Source organism: Legionella bozemanae (assembly GCF_900450575.1).
GTDB lineage: Bacteria > Pseudomonadota > Gammaproteobacteria > Legionellales > Legionellaceae > Legionella > Legionella bozemanae.
In genome coordinates, this window is record NZ_UGGY01000001.1 from 687,072 (window position 1) to 704,062 (window position 16,991).

Consider the following 16,991-nt stretch of genomic DNA (forward strand, 5'->3'; position numbering starts at 1 on the left):
TGTCGTTTTTTGGGTTTGGTTTTATATGCGATTTTTTTACTCTTTTTTAATGTATTTGCTGGCTCCTTTTTTACTTATTCGTTTGTGGTGGAAAGGCAGAAGCTTACCTGCATATAGGGAGCGCATATCCGAACGTTTTTTTCTTGGTAAACATGAGTATAAACCTTTTGACGTATGGATTCACGCTGTATCTTTAGGCGAGGTGATTGCGGCTATCCCGCTCATTGATGCCATGTTGGAAAAAAACTGGTCTTTATTGGTTACTACCATGACTCCAACGGGTTCTGAGCGAGTGCAAGCGCGTTTTGGTAACAAAGTGGCTCATCAATACCTTCCCTATGACCTTCCCGGCATACTTAAACGCTTCTTTAAACAAATTCGGCCGCGTGTGGGTATCATCATGGAAACTGAATTATGGCCGAATTTAATTTATCAGGCCAGGGCGGCAAAAGTCCCTTTATTGCTCGCCAATGCACGGATCTCTGATGATTCTTTGAATGGGTATAAAAAGATTAAATTTTTAATGAAACCGATTCTGAATCAATTTTCTGCTATTTTAGCGCAGGGAGAAGAAGACGCGCGACGTTATATCACCTTAGGGGCAAGAAAAGAGATAGTACATGTTTTAGGGAATATAAAATTTGATTTGCAGACTAATACTATAGACAGCAAGCGTTTTAGTGATTTAAAAAGCCATTGGGGAAGCGAACGTGTAGCAGTTATTGCAGCAAGCACTCATGAGAATGAGGAGGCACAGATTTTATCTCATTTAAAACGGTTGCAACAAGCGATTCCTGGCGTTGTCTTATTAATTGCCCCCCGCCATCCTGAACGATTCCAAGCGGTTTATCAATTATGTATGCAATCAGGATTTAAGACCGGATTACGCTCTAATTTAAATACCTTAAACCCTGAAAATGAGATTGTGGTATTAGACAGTCTGGGTGAGCTCTTAGGGTTATATCAGATTAGTGATTATGCTTTTGTAGGAGGGAGCTTGGTTCCAGTAGGTGGACATAATGTCTTAGAGCCAATTGCAATGAATGTTCCCGTGTTAAGTGGAAGCCTGGTTCATAATTTTAAAGCCATTTGCAATGATTTACAGGCCGCTCAGGGTATTTTATTGGTACGCCAGGCAAATGAACTAATCGATGGAATTATTAAATTGCACTCTGACTCGAAGTTTCGTCAGCAGATGATTCAAAATGCTGCTGCTGTTTTTGAAAAAAATAAAGGGTCTGTTGTGCGCCATTTACAACAAATTGAAGCGGTGATTTAGGATATTTATACCACCGCCACTTTATATTACTTCTACTATTTACCGCCCTTTATGTTGTGCGGTGCTCCCATATTCTGTCATCCCTGCGTAGGCAGGGCTCTATTTACAATATATATCTAAGCTAGCCAGGATATTCCATTGATCCAATGTCGCCATGCTTGCTTTATCGCGTATGGAAAAGCAAATAAAAAATGAAAACAATGGAAAGTTAACTTAACTTAATTGAATCAAATAATCTTAGTTTGAACTATGGATTATTTTGAGAGATGGATCCCTGCCTACGCAGGGATGATAGCCTTTTAGATATTACTAAAATTTTTACTAGGAACCTTGATTTTGTTTTTCTTTAATCTCGGACAAAGTCTTACAATCAATACACAAAGTTGCAGTAGGTCTTGCTTCCAAACGCTTAAGGCCGATTTCGATACCACAAGCTTCGCAATAGCCGAAATCTTCGTTACGCAAACGTTCTAAAGCATCCTCAATTTTCTTAATGAGTTTCCTCTCACGATCACGAGTACGTAATTCAATACTGAATTCTTCCTCTTGACTGGCTCTATCTGAGGGATCAGGAAAATTAGCCGCTTCATCTTTCATGTGCGTCACAGTTCGGTCGACTTCTTCCATCAATGATTGACGCCAAGCTAGCAATATTTTTTCAATATGTGCTAACTGCTTTTCATTCATATATTCTTCCCCTGGGGCTTCCTTGTAAGGGGTAATTCCCATGCTACCTATTGCGTCGTTTTTCACGTTGTGTCGTCTCTCATTGGTTTTATCGATTAATTGTTCGGTCATTTTAGCCTCCGTTCCCAACTCGTGTACAACCTGGGTTTACAGAAAGCGGTTAGGTATACCAAAAAACTATTGTATCATCAATAAAATTATCGCCAACCCCCACTTACTCTGTCATTTCCCTGAATGTCTTGCCAACATTGTACGTTTTTATACTGTAACTTATTAAGTATAGTCTGTACTTTTAATTTTTGATCATAACCATGTTCTAGCAAGAGCAGGCCACCAGGTAGAAGGTACTCATGACCTTGTTTAATAATACATTGTAGATCAGCTAAGCCGTCTTGACTACTCACTAAAGCATTTCGTGGTTCAAAACGCAAGTCACCTTGTTGTAAATGAGGATCATATTCTGCAATGTAAGGCGGATTAGCAATAAGAGCATGGTATTGCTGCTGAGGAATGTTATTAAACCAATTGGATTGATAAAAGCTTACATTCTTTATCATATGATTTTGCGCGTTTTCCTGGGCAATATCTAAGGCTTCTTGGCTGATATCCCCAGCAATAATGTGCCACTGCGGTCTTTCTTTAGCAAGCGCTAAGGCGATGGCTCCGCTTCCTGTGCCTAATTCCAGTATGTACCTGTCCGGTTGATTGGGGATAAGTTCCAGGGCTAACTCAACGATTCGTTCTGTTTCATGGCGTGGAATTAAAGTATGCTCATTGACTTTTAAATTGAGTGACCAGAATTCACGCTCACCGATGAGGTAGGCAATTGGGATCCCTTGGGCTCTTCGCGACATTAAATTTTGAAAGGTTTCCCATTGTTTTGAAGTTAATAACGCTTCAGGATGGGCGAAGAGATAAGCCCTTGTTTTGTTTAAAATGTGGCAGAGTAAAATTTCTGTTTCCAGATCTGGTTTTTTTCCCAAAGCGTTACGAATACTAATCATGTCGTCCTAGCTCTGCGAGCAGCTCTGCATGGTATTCACGTTTTAAGGGTTCAATGACCAAGGCCAAATTGCCTTCCATCACATCACTAAGTTGATAGATCGTCAAATTAATCCGATGATCTGTTAGTCGCCCTTGCGGGTAGTTATAAGTACGAATTCGCTCAGAGCGATCACCAGAACCTACCAACGACTTACGCGTTTGAGCTTGTTCTTTTTTCTGTTTGCTCTGTTCTGCATCCAGCAAGCGTGTTTTAAGTAACGACATGGCTTTGGCGCGGTTTTTATGTTGTGAACGTTCATCTTGGCATTCTACTACAACACCAGTTGGAATATGCGTGATGCGTATGGCTGAATCTGTTTTATTAACATGCTGCCCTCCAGCGCCTGAAGAACGGTAGGTATCGATTCGCAAATCATCTGGATTAATTTGAATGTCATCAATTTCATCCACTTCAGGCATAATTGCTACGGTACATGCAGAGGTATGGACACGTCCTTGGGATTCAGTCTCAGGAACACGTTGTACACGATGGGCACCGGATTCGAATTTAAGTTGTGAATAGACCGCGTTACCGCTAATACGCACGATAATTTCTTTATAACCGCCATGTTCACCATGGCTTGCACTAATTAACTCTTGTTGCCAACCTTGATCTTCTGCATATCGACTGTACATGCGATATAGATCTCCGGCAAAAATTGCGGCTTCATCACCACCGGTTCCTGCTCTGACTTCGAGGTAAACATTACGTTCATCATCCGGATCTTTGGGAATTAAATGCCATTGTAATTGCTCATCGAGTTCTTCCACTTGTTTTTGAGCACTTTCCAATTCCTCTGCAGCCATTGATGCCAACTCTTCATCCTCACCTTCGAGTAATTCTTGCAGAGAAGAGAAATTGTTTTTGGCCTCAATGTAGGTTTCATAACATGTTGCAACAGGTTCCAGTTGTGCATATTCTTTGGAAAGTGTTTTAAACTGGTTTTGATCTGCAATAATTGATGCTTCAGATAACAAGCGGCCTACTTCCTGATATCGCTCAAGCATTTGCTGCAATTTGAGTTCAAGAGATTTCTTCATAAGATGATTGATGTGTTGTTGTATTAAAAAGATATTGTGCCAAGGTAAATAAATCTTCTCGGCCATCTTTAGCTATTTGCCTTAAACCAGCGGTGGGATTATGTGTGAGTTTATTAACCAGGCGTTCACTAAATTCATTTAAAACGATTTGCTGACATTGTCCAGCAGAAAGTTTTTTCAAGGCACGTTGCAATTCTTTTTGTGCCAAGTCTTGCATTTGGCTGCGGTAATCGCAAATGACTTTCTTCGCTTTAAGCGAGCGATGCTTGCGAATGTATTTATTCAGTTCCTCATCGATTAATTGTTCTGCATGTAATGCGGCATGGCGTCTTTCTTCCATCCCTTTATCGATCATGGTTTGCAAATCATCAATGTTATAAAGATATATTTCTCCCAGTTCCTTGATGTTTTCTTCTACATCTCGAGGAACAGATAAATCCAAAAAGAACATTGGCTTATACTGTCTTTGATTTAATGCCTGTTCGACCAGACTTTTATTAATAAAATGGACAGGACAATTTGTAGCAGAAACGATGACGTCTGCTTGCGGTAAATATTCAGCAATGTCTGTAATTGGAATGGTTTGCCCATTGAATGAATTGGCAAGCTTTTCTGCATTTTCTAGTGTTCTGCTTGCTATCATAAAACGTTCAACACCTTGCTGGTGCAAATATTTTGCAACTAAAGAAGCGGTTTCACCAGAACCAATCAGAAAAACATTTAACGATTTATAGTCTGTAAAAAGTTGGCCTATTAATTGGGCTGCTGCATAGGCAACGGAAACGGGATTCGTACCGACACCACTTTGAGTGCGTATCCGCTTTGACGCACTAAAAACATATTCAAAAATTGGACGTAGTTCTGTTTTTATTGCACCAAGGTTGCACGCATGTTGGTACGCTTGTTTCATTTGCCCAAGAATTTGAGGCTCGCCAATCATCATGGAATCTAAACCGCTGGCAACACGTAAAAGATGTTTGATTCCCTGGTTTCCTTTATGCACGTAAAAAAATGGGGATAAGGAATCCAATGGGAGTTGATGTTCTTTAGTAAGCCAATGTGCGATGACCTGAGCATCTTGAGTATCACAGTAAATTTCTGTGCGATTACAGGTAGATAATATAGCAGCTTCATTCACTTCCGGTAGATTTAACAGGCTATGGAGCAAGGAATCTTGGGTAGCCGGAGATAAGGCGACTTTTTCACGCACGTTTATTGGAGCAGTTTTATGATTTAATCCGCAAGCAACAAACACCATAAAATATATATTATTTGAATATGAATTATTGAGTTAATCGTGGGATTGTAAACGATTAGTCATTAAATTTGTAGTGTAAGCAGTTTTATTTCTTTATTCTGATTCAAGAAAAATGATTCTGTAATCTATATGAGGGCGCAATGGAATCTAAGTTTATCACGGTGCAACACCCCAGACTGCAAAAAAACAATTGTAAAATTAAAGTACATTTTTATTTGGCCGCTAACAATAGTAGAGGGTTTTATACAAAAATCCCAAGTTATGGGGAGATCATCATGGATATCATCCTGCAAGGTGAGCATAGTGGCGAAGAAGCAGCACAAAGTTTGGCGCGTGTATTGGAATTATTTAAAGAACGGTATCATATCGCTGGATTTCGAGAAATTCATTTAACCGTGACGTTAATTGACGAACAAGGCGATGATGTCGAGTTAGTTGATAGTGAATCGAATCAGGCATATCGTGTTTTTGAGGTTTATCGTCAAGGTTATGAGTTAAATGGCAAAAAAGGAACGCCCGTACTACAATTAATTGTTGATAACACACGCCCGCGGTGAAGGAGTAGCTTATGTTTTTGGCAATTATCGCCATAATCCTTACATTAATTTTGGTAGTAGGAATCCATGAAGGTGGGCATGCAATTGCAGCGCGCATTTTTGCAGTAAAAATCAAAAAAGTTTCTATAGGTTTTGGCAAACCGCTGTTGCGCTGGCAAAGCCGAAGCGGTTGTGAATGGGTATGGGCATTTTTTCCTTTGGGAGGGTATGTCCAACTAGAAAATACACGAATTAGTCCAGTAAAGCCTGCACAACAGTCCGGATGTTTTGATAAAAAACCTGTCTGGCAGCGCATTTTAATTTTATTAGCCGGAGCTGCCGCAAATCTGATTACCGCTTGGTTTGCTTTGGTTCTTGTATATTGCGTAGGACTGACTTATACATTACCCGAAATTAAAGAGGTGCTTCCTAATAGTGCTGCATCCCAAGCAGGAATGCATCCTGGTGATCAATTCAAGTCTATTGATAATTCTACCACTTCGACTTGGAGCGATGTGGGAATGCGCTTAGTTATTCTTTGGGGGAAGAAGGATATTCCAGTGACGCTTATTCAAGCGGATGGCAAAGAGTCAAAAGCAACGCTTGATTTAAGCCATGAGCAATTTCATGGGGTAAGAGGATCTTTATTAACACAACTGGGAATTAAACCCAATACAGCTGCAGCAAAAAGCGTATTGCAAGCTTCATCTTTTATGGATGCAATCCAGAAAACGAATGAATTTATGGTCAACATGGTTTATTTTTTTCTGATGATATTGAAACAATTATTTACTGGGGTAATCCCTTTTTCAGTATTGTTAGGTCCTATAGGTATTTTTGCGGCCTCCGTGGCTTCGCTGACACAAGGAGTGGTTGTTTTTCTATTTTTTATAGCCACCTTAAGCCTGGCCGTTGCCGTGATTAACCTGTTTCCCATTCCTGGATTGGATGGAGGTTCCATTGTTTATGCAATTATTGAAAAAGTCCGCGGCAAAGCAGTATCTGTACCCATGGAGCTTTTGTTGCATCGACTGGTCGTTATTGCATTTTGCGTGTTATTAGTCCACTTATTAATGAATGATTTGCAACGAATCTAGGGGCCTGTTTCTATTTCTACTATCTTGGCCAAACTGTCCTGATTTTCTGCGTTCCGATGCTCACATACTCTTGTATGCTGCGCTTCGATACTCAAAAATCAGGCCATTTTAGCTCAAGCTAGCGAAATAGAAACAGGCGCAGTGTCTAGGTGCAGAGCAGGTTACAATTTAGTTACAGCTCGTGCACAACACCATACATCCACCTTTTTCACTCCCGATTTTTTTAAAGTAAATGCCAGCTCATTGGCTGTGCTGCCGGTAGTTAAGAGATCATCAACAATTGCTACATGGTGCCAGGGAATTTTTTTGACCTTAAATGCACGACGTAAATTTTTTTGTCTTTGTTCGCCGTCAAGACTTGCTTGGGGCTCAGTATTAATGATTTTTTTGCAACTGGTTAAGTCACAAGGCAATTGTAATTTTTTAGCTAACAAACGAGCTAAAACTGCTGCTTGATTAAATCCGCGTAATTTAATTCGTTGCGGATGCATAGGAACGGGAATTAAACATTGAGGCATGTTTTCATTTTTTGGTAGTGAGTGACTCATTAATTCACTTAAAAAGGAGCCTAGATAAAGGCCATTGTGGTATTTAAATTGATGCAAAAGACCACGTAAAGGCTCTTCAAAGACGTAATGAATAAGTGCCCGATCGAAATAAGGTGTTTTTTTAATACAGCGTCCGCAGCTCAATAGATAAGTATCGGGTAAGGGATATGCGCAGTAGCGGCATGCAGGACCTAAACGAGTCATGAACTCAATACATGGGGTGCATATTGCCATTTTGCCGTTATGAAACTGATTACATAAAACACATATTGAGTACAAGCGTAAACTTTGTGTTAAACTCCATATTTTCTGGCGCACGAGTGTTGGATTCCTTTAATTTTTCCTGGTTTTATAATGGCTGTTATCTACGAAATTAGCAAGGCATTTAATCAACATGCCACTGAATATGAACTTGCTGCCAAAGTACAACAAGAAATTGGGGTGCGGTTATTAGATCGATTGCAGTATTTGAGCATTAAGCCACAACGTATTCTTGATCTTGGGTGCGGGCCAGGTTTTTTTTCTTATGAGTTAACGCAGGTGTATCCAAAGGCACAAGTTGTTGGTTTGGATTTGGCGCAGTTCATGTTGATTCAGGCACAAAAAAAGCAAAGCTGGCGACGGAAGTGGCCTTTAGTGGCTGCAGATATGCGGCAAATGCCTTTTGCTACAGGTACGTTTGATTTAATTTTTGCCAATCAAGTGATTCATTGGGGTGGTCCTTTAACGCCAGTTTTTCGTGAGTTGAATCGTGTCATGAACACAAATGGTTGTTTGATGTTTACTACTTTGGGCCCTGATACCTTTAAAGAATTAAAGCATGCGTGGTCCGGGGTAAATCATTATGCTCATGTGAACGAATTTGCTGACATGCATGATATTGGTGATTGCTTGATGTCAGAGCATTTTTTAGAGCCAGTAATGGATATGGAATTGTTGGCCGTGCATTATGAAACGCTACCTAAGTTATTACATGCTTTAAAAGCCCAAGGCGTAAAAAATATTAATCCGCAAAGAAACCAAGGCTTAACTGGGAAAATGGCTTGGCGACAATTTGAACAAAACTACTCTGTTCTGCAAACCGAGAAGGGGAAATATCCGTTGACGTATGAAGTCGTTTATGGGCATGCATGGAAAGGTGAGCAACGAAAAACAGCGCTGGGGATAGAAACCATGATTCCCGTTTCACAGATAGTCCGGCGCTAACTCGCAAATAATCACAGAGTCACTTACTCCGTATATTGTAGCCTGGGTGCAGCGCAGCGAAACCCGGGTTCCACTACGCTGCACCCAGGCTACAATGTTGTCTTGAATTTATTTCACGACAGTTGCTATAGCTCGCTTTAAAAAAAGAATCAATGCATTACTTTCTAAGGCTGCAAGAGTTCTAGTGTTTTTTAATAGTCACTGACTTTTGATTTGCATCTAGGTCCTCTAACTGATCATAAAATTTTGAATGTGTAACTGGTCCAAAACCCCTACCTCGATGTTCATTCATAATTTTCATAAAATCGCCATATTCTTCTCGTGTGTATTTTTCCTCCGGAGTTTTTTCTACATTAATGTCTAATCGGTTTTTAATCGCTCCAATCATGGAAGACCAAGTTTTCGTTTCACCATGAGTGTGAAAATGCCATCGAGATCGTTCTTCTCTTAGATATTTAAAATTATCAGATTCTTTTTCGTCGATTAGTTTCACTAATTTAATTACTTCGTGATTATCTGTCATTTTCCCTAAGATCAAATTAAAACAATGTGTTGCTGTAGTTTTTCTAGCAAGAATACCCTCATCTCTTTTTCCTATCGCTGTAAGTAATTTTAATAAAATATCCGCTCCATCTTTATTCCAATTTATTTGCGGATTCTTGATAAAATCATCGATTTGTTTATTAGTCCATTTTTCCGTAGGATAAACTAGGTGAGGAGGTGTTACAGGTTTTCTCTCGTTATGTACAGAATCTTCGAGGGGATCTGATTGGAGAAGATCCCCATGCGTAGAATCTTCTAATTGAACCTGGAGAGGAGGTATTACAGATTTACTAGAAGATAAAGTTTTATCATGTGTAGAGTGACCGGAATCTTCGAGAGACGTAGTGTCATCCTCTTCCCTTTTTTGTCCGCTAACTTCTTCAGAAACAACATTTTCCTGACTCTGATTGATTGAGCTTGATGGTAAGGACGTATCTGTTCTAGGGTGCGTTACCAACGAATCAGAGACGTGATGTTCAGAAGATAATGAAGTGTCATCGACTTGCTTTTCTACTTTAAGCTGCCCATCTTTTTCAGATTCGCGAATCACACTTCCATCATGCTCTTCGATATGAATAGAATCTTTGGCAGGTTTTTTAAGTACTTGTTTCGGCTCAGACTCTAATTGATCACTACTTTCTGTTAAAGTAACCGTTTCAATGGGAGGCAAACTTCCTCCAATAGAACTCTCATCGATATGTTTTTGGGATTGAATGACGGAGCTTGGAACGGGTTCTTCTATAGAGCTTGGGTTCATGGAAGGGCCAAGATCAACAAAAGAATCCATGATTAAACTATCAGTCAGTTCATTAGGAATAGTAAGAGGTGAATCGACCTGGGTATTTGGTGTTAATGCTTTTTTTATCGCATTATTGAAATCAGCTTCTAGAAACGATGCTTTTTCTCTTAACTCTTCTAGCACACTACTCAGTTGGGTTTCATTTAATTGAAAAATTTTAGATAAATTATCTCCCCATAATGCCGTTGGTACGTAGACATTGGTAAAAGGAATTTTATTTTGCGTAAGAAGCTCTAGTAGGCCAATAACCTTGTTAAGATGCTCTGTGTTAACCTCAGGATGAGCTTTTATATTTTTAACCAATGATTGAATTATATTTTCATCGAGTTTTATTGGTTCTACTGATTGATTGAGCTTGTTTGTAATGAAGTAAAAAATCTCTAATTCCTGAAGATTTAAGTCCATAATTAATGGGCTTACTGTCACTAAAGAAATATCTTTGTGTTTTTTTAACTCTTCTAAAATGGGTTCAATGAGATCCACTTTTTCATGCAGTGTGCTGGCATGACTTAGAATATAATCGGCAATTTGGTTGCCAATATCTTGGCCAAACCAGCGACAAAGCTTTTCAATATTCTCTATTTCCTTTGTTTTAAGTTTAAATACAGGAGCAAGCTTATTACCAAAAGCTTGTCTCTGGAGATCGTTTTGTCCTATAGTTACATTCGCTTCAAGCAAAAAGTTAATGAGTTGCCCCATCGCCTGTCGATAGTCAGGTTCGCTCAATTTTTCATTGTCTTTTATATTATCAAGGATGGTTTTAACTGCATTGGCATCCAATCTTTCATTTGTATTGTTTATTAAAGTAAAGAAAGTGTTCACAAAACCAAGTTGACTTTGAGTAAGGCTCATTATCGGTTGACGCACTCCACGCAACAAAATGCCTTTATCTTCCATCAATTGAAAAACTGCTATTATGTCTTTAGCCTTATCTTTAAGATTCCCGCCATTTTTTAAAATGAAGTCTACTGTGTCTTCATCGAGAACATTTTTTGTGGAAAGATAGCCTAATAAAGCGTGAGCAGATTTTAATTGATCCTCATTGAGGAGTAATAAGGCAGAAGGATTAAAGCGTAGATTTTGTTCTTTTATCTTTGTTTCTTTTAAGAGAATAAAGGTGTTTGCTAATTCATCTCTGTAACTCGCTTTGGTAAATTCACTAGGATTAGTTTTTATTCGATTAATTAGCGCATCCGCTTCGGCAGCGCTCATCTTTAAATGTTTTGCTTCAATTTGTTGTAAAATCGAATCAAGATGGTCTAGCTGATTATTATCCAGTTCCATAACCGATTGTTTAAGGCCATCCAAAGGAGTGCCAAGGTTCTCCATTCGATGGAATATTACTAAAATAGCGTCGATTTTCTTCTGTAAGGATGCGCCGTTGGCGAAAATAAAATTTCCTATTTTGTCATCAAGAATATACTGGGCAGCTAAGTAGTCGAAAAGTTTAGTGACTTCTTTTAGCTGATTGACATCAAGGGCAAACAAGAGAGTGAGATTTGCACTGTATGGCAAAGAATAAGTAAAAGAAACTTTGTGTCGGGTCATATAATTGAGTATTTTAATTATATTGTCTCTATACTCGTCATTCGTATTAATTAACTGTTGCTTTGTCTTTATCTCGCTAATGAGTAGTTGTGTGGCTGCTTTACTCAGTGGAGCATCTAATGGTTGAGGCTCCATGTTAGATAAAATACTTTTTAATGCATCTAATGCATTTTCATCAAGAGCTCTAATGGCTTGACGCGATCCTATAATAGGAATCCTCTTGTTTCCCATTTCCTCAAAAATAAGAGTAACTTTCTGCGATACCTTTTTAGGCAGGGTCTTCTTTAAAGTTGCCGTTACTTGTCGATCATCTAACGCACCACTCTTTGATAACTCTGTAAGTATGCGATAAGCCCCTTCCAATTCTTCAGAGCTTAATTGAAATATAGTTTTCAAATTTGGGGCTAATGTAAGTTTTTTATCGTTTATTAAATTAATAATTTTGCATACAGACTCGAAATAATCCTTACCCTTTGCAACGTCTTTTATTTTTTCTTTATTGGATATTACTTGAGCAATCAAAGTTTTGGCTGTAGCTTTATCCATCGTAATATTAAAATGATCAATTTTCCTCAAGAAAGCAGACAACACGGCCCTATCATCTGAACTTAAGTTCATCACTGGTTGTCTGATACCTATAATAGCTATATTTTTCCCTTCAATTAATCTAAATAAGTCTATATATTCCTGGATGATTCCTTGTAATTGGACACCATGAGTTAAAACATAATTTACTGTGTGCTCACCAAGTGGTGGTCTATCTGCAAAAAACTTTAAAAGTACATTCACTTCTTTTAGTTGAGTTGGAGACAATGCAAATAGAGCTTGAAGGTTAGGTGTCCAAATTAGCCTTGCAGTATTTGTTAAAGAGATCTTATGAGTTAATAGTAAATCGATGGTTTTACTGATTTCAGTTAAATGCTCTAATGAATTAAGTTGAGTCGTATTAGTATTACCTACTTGCGCAACTAAAGCATTAAACCCATTTGGATCAATGGGGATAGTCGAGGTAATCTTTTCTAGAATCGTATTGAGCGTAATGATTTTTCCTTTTTCTAAGGCCATCACTGATTCGACTGTACCTTCAAAAGAAATTTGTTTCTCACGCATTAATTTAAATGTTTGTTGGATTTCTTTCGTTTTATTCGGTAAAGATGAGGCATTATTTAAGATATAGTCACTACTAGAGGGAGTTAAGGCTTTATAAGATTCTAATTCGGTAAGTAATTCATTTACTTGAGCTAATTGCGGGGCCTCTAAGTCAAATAATACATTAAGTTTATTGCCTCTAAAATAAGAAGTTACCCCAGTTTGAGATAAGCTCATTTCTTTTTTTAACAGAAAATTGATTATACCGGTGATTTGCTTAAAGTACTCCTCGTCCTTTAGCAGTGCATTATGTTTGCGTTTGATATTCTCAATGAGTGGTTTAAATGATTCCTTTCCTAATTCTCGTTCAAGCCTATCAATTTTTGATAAAAAAAGATTTAAAGCGAGCAATTCATTTTGATTGAGATTCATGACCGGTTGCCGAACACCCCTTAAAGGAATATTTTTTTTAGCCATCTCCTCAAATATGCCAATTATATCTTGAGTTTTATCCTGCAAATTTGTCGCATTGTATAAAACATAATAAACAGTGTTATCATCAAGTGCTTTCTTTTCAGATAGATGCTGCAATAGTACATGGGTTTTTTGTAATTGCTTGTTATCTAATTTGGTAAGCAGAGTTAAGTTATCATAATAAATATAATCGCCCCAACTCCAAACGCCTGTTTTCGTTAACGTGATGTTGTTTTTTAACAGGATATTAAGACAACTGCTAAATAAACCAATACCTCCTTCAGGATCCATTATTCCCTCAGGATTAATTTTACTTGCTGATACTAAATTAGGAAGTTCTTTTTTAATAAGTTCAAACGCCTTATTATCGAGGGTTTTCCCAGCAGGAATGTTTTTTAGCAGATTGATATAAGCTTTTTTAGGTGTATTCTCTTGCACTGGCATCGCAATAAGAGAGCGCAGCGCTTCGTCGCTCACTTTACCAACAAGAGCTTGGTATTCCTCAGGAATCTCTTGCTTTTCTATGCTTGGTTTCACGTCTGATGTTGGAGAAGGTTGCTTATTTAAATTTGCGGGATTCAAGTATAAATTATAGGCAAGATTTAAAGCATAAAATGCCGCAGCCTCTGTTGAATCTGAGTTTCCTAATTCACGAATCCACGAGTCCATTTCTAGAGCAATGTCCTCAGGTATTTCTATTCCTTGTACAGCAGGTTTTACTATTTGATTGATGAAATCCAGGTAATTGTCAGGCTCAAGATTGCGGCTCTTAACTGCATCTGTATAGATTGCAGCGGCAGCAAGGATTAGGTTTTTTTTGTTTTCGCTATTTTTAGGATCTTTTAAATAATTTAATAAGTGAGCTCTAAATTGTTGGCTGCTAAGAAACTCGGGTATTTTATTAACCAATAATTGGATCGGTTTGGATGTTGATGCTGTTGCTTCAGTAAAAAAGGTGCCGTCTGGAGAAAAAGAAGAAGGGGCCTTCAGAAAAGCCTCTCGATTTTTTAAATAGTTCTCATATTGTGCTGAATAATGTTTTAGGAGCTCGCTTGATTCAGGAGTAGCTTTTAACAGGTAATGAGCTCCTTTTTCTTTTATAACCAATTCAAACTGGGGAGACGGTTTATCACAAACTACTTGAGCGTCATTTTGTCCATAAATGGCGTAATTGACCAATCGAGTAAGAATAGGATCAATATCAGCATAAGTTACTTTGACGCCCGGTATGCTTAAAAATTCGCAATATTTTTTAAAACCGGTTGTATTCCAATACTCTTGAATCTTCTCCATGTCCATTGTTAAAAGGGCATCGTTAAAAAACTCTTTGTTTGCGAGATAAATGGAATTTTCTATAGTTTGTTCTTCAAAAGCTGTGAGAAAGTATTGTTCTTTTGCCAAGTCATATTGAAGTGTTTTTTCGATTTCATTTAATATAGGATCTGATTTTTCCTTATTCAATTCTTGAAGTTTTTCTTGAACGGTTTTAATGATCTTTTGTGCTTCGCTAAGGGTTTGATCAGAAGGTTTTGCTTCAAGTTCTTTCATGTCCTCAATGGACTTTAAAATCAATTGCTCCAATCCTGAGTCCACTTTACCTTGAGCTTTCTCTACTACAGTTTCCAACAAAATTCGTGCTCTATGAGCAGGGGCTTTTGCATTATTCGCTATAGCCTCTTTGTAGTCTGTAACAATTTGCAGGAATGTTGTGCGGCGAATATCATGATCATTAAGCTCCCCTCTCGCTTGAAAAAAAACATCGGGGTTACTTTGGGCTAATTGTGTGCAGAACCAGCTACGAAATAAAACACCTAATATTAATGTCTTTTCAAACAAATAAGCAGGTGATTCAGCCGAAGTAAGTTCTTGTTGGAGGGCTTTGTCCTTTAATAATACTTTTAATTTAGCGAGATTTTCATCGTTGTCGAATTCATTTGAATCAAATAAATCTTTCGGAAATTCACCGTGGGTACTTAAAAGATATAAGGCATAAGCATGGAAAAAACAATTACCAAGTGCTCCTGAAACATCAACTGCTTCTTTCGTTATCGTTTCTTTATCTGACGAGTCTTTTGCAAACATACAATATCTCAAAAAAAATACATATATGACAAAAATAGCACAAAAAACTTATCTAAATATTAAGTAGAATGGCCTGAACCCTTTATCAGACGAGATATCAGCAGTCCTTATCAAAAAGGCGCCTATTTTGGAGCAATGGCCTCAGTATATTTTTGTCGTTCAGCAACAGTTTCTATTAAGACATCAGAGCTTGGTTGTTGTACTGGAAGTGTATAAAAAATAAATTAATGTATCACCAGAAGATATGATTTTTCTTGCGAAGTTGTATCTAAATAACGCAGTAAATCAGAGTGATAATCGAGTCACTGCACTCACTACCTTTCTAACTTACTACGTTCGTGTAGTTTCTTGGTTAAGTCAATTAATGCAAGTGCTTTTTGATCAAATATTTTTAATGCATCAAGAGCTGTTTGATAATGCGTGCTGATCTCTTCTTCCAATTTTTTTTGGGAAAATAGAGTGGCAAACGTTATTTTTTCGTTGGCCAAATCAGAGGAACGACCTTTACCCAAGAACTCGGCAGGAGCATAACGATCCAAATAATCATCTTGCATTTGAAAAACCAGGCCTAAATGGCTGGCATAGGCTCGTAAAGCTGCTTTATATGCTTCGGGCGCTGAGTGAGCATTCAGAACCATTTCGATACACGCTAAAATAAGACGTCCGGTTTTAAGGTAGTGAATTTCTCTTAGCTGCTCTTCACCAGTAGATGATTTTGCCAATTCAGATAAGTCCAGACTCTGTCCACTCACCATGCCACTAATGCCGCTTGCTTTAACCAGTTCAAGAGTGATCGCAATGACTTGTTGGGGTGGAAGCAGAGGAGAAAGATGAGTTAATAGTACTTCGATGGCTAAGGCCTGCATGCCATCCCCCACTAAAATCGCTGTTGCCTCATCAAACGCTTTATGACAACTGGGTTTACCACGGCGTAGATCATCATTATCCATAGCCGGGAGGTCATCATGAATTAAAGAATAACAATGCGTTAATTCGATTGCTGCAGCAATAACATCCAGAATTTTGAGATCAAGATCAAGTATATTCCCAGTTAAATAGACCAAAATAGGCCTGATTCTCTTTCCTCCAGGGAATAGAGAATAATTGATTGCGGAACATATCGTTGTCGCGGGTACAGAAGAGTCATTAATAATTTGCCTGAGAAATTCTTCGTGCCGTTTTATATAGTTACTTATCACTTAATTGTTCATCCGATCTAGGTTCTGCAGAGGTTAAAGTTTCTATTTTTTGCTCTGCTTTTTGTAATACATCCTGACATTGCCTGGCCAGACTAATTCCTTTTTCAAATTGTTTCAGAGAGTCTTCTAAGGAGAGTTCCCCTTTTTCCAGTTGTCTGACAATTTCTTCTAGTTCCGTGATTGACTGTTCAAAATGCATACCTTGGCTCATAGATTTTGTCCTGATTGTGCAAAATGTACTGATTATACTGAGTTGCTCTCAGGATTCAATGTAAGTAAATTAATTTTTAATAAAATGAAGCCTGAATAATCGGGCAAAGGATTTCTTGGTTTCGTCTTCGCTGTATCCAGGCGTATATCCTGAGGTATGGTCAGTTTCCAGTATTCTTTATCCCTACGTCCTGGCCCTCGCGAGCAAGTCCTGAGAGAACCACGCGAAATTTGAATGTCACTGTATGTTTTTAAAAGAAATATGCTCAACGTTCTACGTATCGCGCATAAAGCGCAGTACGTAGGGGATTAAATTTCGCGTGGATCTCTCAGAAACAAGTCATGGGGCCA

12 protein-coding genes are annotated in these 16,991 nt (G+C 38.3%); 4 read left to right on the forward strand and 8 right to left on the reverse strand.

Annotated features, from left to right (window positions below):
• The first annotated feature begins 25 nt into the window (after positions 1-25).
• Positions 26-1,279: a lipid IV(A) 3-deoxy-D-manno-octulosonic acid transferase gene (gene waaA / locus DY223_RS02970; protein ID WP_058460845.1), complete on the forward strand. Its 1,254-nt coding sequence runs from the start codon at positions 26-28 to the stop codon at positions 1,277-1,279.
• Positions 1,280-1,600: 321 nt separating this feature from the next.
• Here waaA and dksA read toward each other — a convergent pair whose 3' ends face one another.
• From dksA to hemA, 4 genes are all read right to left on the reverse strand, one after another.
• On the reverse strand, positions 1,601-2,077 hold the full coding sequence (gene dksA, locus DY223_RS02975; protein WP_031562609.1) for an RNA polymerase-binding protein DksA: 477 nt from the start codon (positions 2,075-2,077) through the stop codon (positions 1,601-1,603).
• An 86-nt stretch (positions 2,078-2,163) separates the two neighbouring features.
• Positions 2,164-2,970 (reverse strand): peptide chain release factor N(5)-glutamine methyltransferase, encoded by an 807-nt coding sequence (prmC, locus tag DY223_RS02980; protein ID WP_058460844.1) that lies wholly within the window; start codon positions 2,968-2,970, stop codon positions 2,164-2,166.
• A complete protein-coding gene (gene prfA, locus DY223_RS02985; protein ID WP_058460873.1) occupies positions 2,963-4,051 on the reverse strand; it encodes a peptide chain release factor 1 in 1,089 nt (362 codons plus the stop codon). Before prfA ends, prmC begins: the two co-directional genes overlap by 8 nt.
• Positions 4,035-5,309: a glutamyl-tRNA reductase gene (gene hemA / locus DY223_RS02990; protein ID WP_058460843.1), complete on the reverse strand. Its 1,275-nt coding sequence runs from the start codon at positions 5,307-5,309 to the stop codon at positions 4,035-4,037. Before hemA ends, prfA begins: the two co-directional genes overlap by 17 nt.
• 275 nt (positions 5,310-5,584) lie before the next feature.
• Between hemA and DY223_RS02995 the strand changes: the two genes are divergently transcribed.
• Together DY223_RS02995 and DY223_RS03000 are read left to right on the forward strand one after the other, a co-directional pair.
• Entirely contained in the window at positions 5,585-5,866 is a 282-nt protein-coding gene (locus tag DY223_RS02995; protein WP_058460872.1) for a hypothetical protein, read from the forward strand.
• Positions 5,867-5,877: 11 nt separating this feature from the next.
• Positions 5,878-6,942 carry a M50 family metallopeptidase gene (locus tag DY223_RS03000; RefSeq protein ID WP_058460842.1) on the forward strand — a complete coding sequence of 355 codons (1,065 nt, stop codon included), beginning with the start codon at positions 5,878-5,880 and terminating at the stop codon, positions 6,940-6,942.
• A gap of 161 nt (positions 6,943-7,103) precedes the next feature.
• On the opposite strand, the gene DY223_RS03005 is transcribed toward DY223_RS03000, so the two are convergent.
• Complete coding sequence (locus tag DY223_RS03005) at positions 7,104-7,694, reverse strand: ComF family protein (RefSeq protein ID WP_058460841.1); 591 nt, start codon at positions 7,692-7,694, stop codon at positions 7,104-7,106.
• A gap of 150 nt (positions 7,695-7,844) precedes the next feature.
• On the opposite strand from DY223_RS03005, the gene bioC reads away from it, so the two are divergent.
• A complete protein-coding gene (gene bioC / locus DY223_RS03010) occupies positions 7,845-8,696 on the forward strand; it encodes a malonyl-ACP O-methyltransferase BioC (protein WP_058460840.1) in 852 nt (283 codons plus the stop codon).
• Between the two features lie 181 nt (positions 8,697-8,877).
• Here the strand turns inward: bioC and DY223_RS03015 are convergent, their stop codons facing one another.
• The 3 genes from DY223_RS03015 to DY223_RS03025 all read right to left on the reverse strand — a co-directional run bounded on the left by DY223_RS03015 (position 8,878) and on the right by DY223_RS03025 (position 16,641).
• Positions 8,878-15,231, reverse strand: coding sequence for a hypothetical protein (locus tag DY223_RS03015; RefSeq protein WP_058460839.1), 6,354 nt, complete (start codon positions 15,229-15,231; stop codon positions 8,878-8,880).
• Positions 15,232-15,545: 314 nt separating this feature from the next.
• Entirely contained in the window at positions 15,546-16,430 is an 885-nt protein-coding gene (locus DY223_RS03020; protein ID WP_058460838.1) for a polyprenyl synthetase family protein, read from the reverse strand.
• Entirely contained in the window at positions 16,420-16,641 is a 222-nt protein-coding gene (locus tag DY223_RS03025; RefSeq protein ID WP_058460837.1) for an exodeoxyribonuclease VII small subunit, read from the reverse strand. Before DY223_RS03025 ends, DY223_RS03020 begins: the two co-directional genes overlap by 11 nt.
• Positions 16,642-16,991: the final 350 nt, after the last annotated feature.